Source organism: Sphingobium soli, assembly GCF_020782245.1.
GTDB lineage: Bacteria > Pseudomonadota > Alphaproteobacteria > Sphingomonadales > Sphingomonadaceae > Sphingobium > Sphingobium soli.
The window spans coordinates 1-1359 of record NZ_JAJGNP010000045.1 but is presented as its reverse complement, the minus strand read 5'-3'; the positions used below and the strand labels follow the sequence as shown (position 1 = coordinate 1359).

Sequence of the window (1359 nt, the reverse complement as noted above, 5' to 3'; positions counted from 1 at the left end):
GGTCGTGTCCCGCGGGGTGGTGTAGGAACCGTCGATCTACGGCAGGATCGGGTTCAGGTCAGGCCGCCAGTGCTGGCAAGCTGACAATAGGATTATGGCTCACCGAGCCGAGCGTTTCCAGCGTCATGTAGCGGCGCGATACGGCCCACTCATCATTTTGCTCCAGCATGAGCGCTCCGACGAGGCGAACGACGGCAGCGTCATTCGGGAATATGCCGATCACGTCCGCCCTTCGCTTGATCTCCTTGTTGACCCTTTCCAGCGGGTTGGTGGACGCGATCTGCGCCCAGTGATCCTTGGGGAAGACCATGTAGGCGAGCACGTCTTCGCGTGATGCGTCCATCATGTCGGCCAGCTTTGGAAACTTCTCGCGCAGGGCATCGGCAACCTGCTCCCACTGCTCGTGCGCCGCCTCGGCCGTTTCCTGCGCGAAGATGGTTTTGATCATGGCAATGACGGCGGGCCGTTGTTTCGGCGCGGCATGGGCAAACGCGTTGCGCATCCAATGTACGCGGCAGCGCTGCTGGGTCGCGGAAAATACCTTGCTGGCGGCGGCGCGCAGACCTTTGTGATCGTCGGCGATGACCAGCTTCACACCGCGCAAGCCTCGGTCGGCCAGAGAGCGCAGGAAGGCTTTCCAGAAAGGTTCGGCTTCCGACGGGCCGGTGGCCACGCCCAGAACCTCGCGTCGGCCATCGGTGTTGACGCCCACCGCGATTATCGCCGCCGTCGAGACAATCCGTCCTCCCTCGCGCTCTTTGAGGTAGGTGGCGTCGATCCATAGATAGGGCCACTCGCCTTCAATGGGCCGCGTGAGGAAGGCATTCACCCGCTCGTCGATCTCGGCAACCAGGCGGCTGACCTGGCTCTTTGAAACACCGCTGGCGCCCATCGCCTTGACCAGATCGTCGACCGAACGGGTCGAGACGCCGTGGACGTAGGCTTCCTGAATCACCGCCGCCAAGGCCTTCTCGGCGGTGCGGCGTGGTTCCAGAAAGCTCGGAAAGTAACTGCCTTTGCGCAACTTCGGGATCGCCAGATCAATCCGGCCAGCTCGTGTATCCCAACCGCGCTCGCGATAGCCGTTGCGGTGGTTCAGCCGCTCCGGGCTGCGTGATCCGCAAGGCACGCCCGTCTTAGCCTCGATCTCCAGTTCCATCATGCGCTCTGCGGCAAAAGCCAGCATCTCACGCACCAAATCGCTATCAGCCCCTTGCTCAATCAGCTCGACAAGGGCCATTCTGTCGTCGGTCATCGTCTTCTTCTCCAGGTTCGAGTTCGCATCCGAACCCTACCAGAAGATCGACGGTGGCCACCCTCTCAGGGAAACCTTCCTACACCACCCCGCGGGACACGACC

Annotated in this window: 1 protein-coding gene; it reads right to left on the bottom strand. The window is 62.1% G+C overall.

Annotated elements, in window-relative coordinates; translation table 11 throughout:
• Window positions 1-58: 58 nt before the first annotated feature.
• Window positions 59-1255, bottom strand: coding sequence for an IS256 family transposase (locus LL253_RS19640; RefSeq protein ID WP_228228201.1), 1197 nt, complete (start codon window positions 1253-1255; stop codon window positions 59-61).
• Window positions 1256-1359: the final 104 nt, after the last annotated feature.

Coding starts and splice junctions, on each gene's coding strand:
- LL253_RS19640 (WP_228228201.1), bottom strand. CDS start 1,255: ATGACCGACGACAGAATGGCCCTTGTCGAGCTGATTGAGCAAGGGGCT.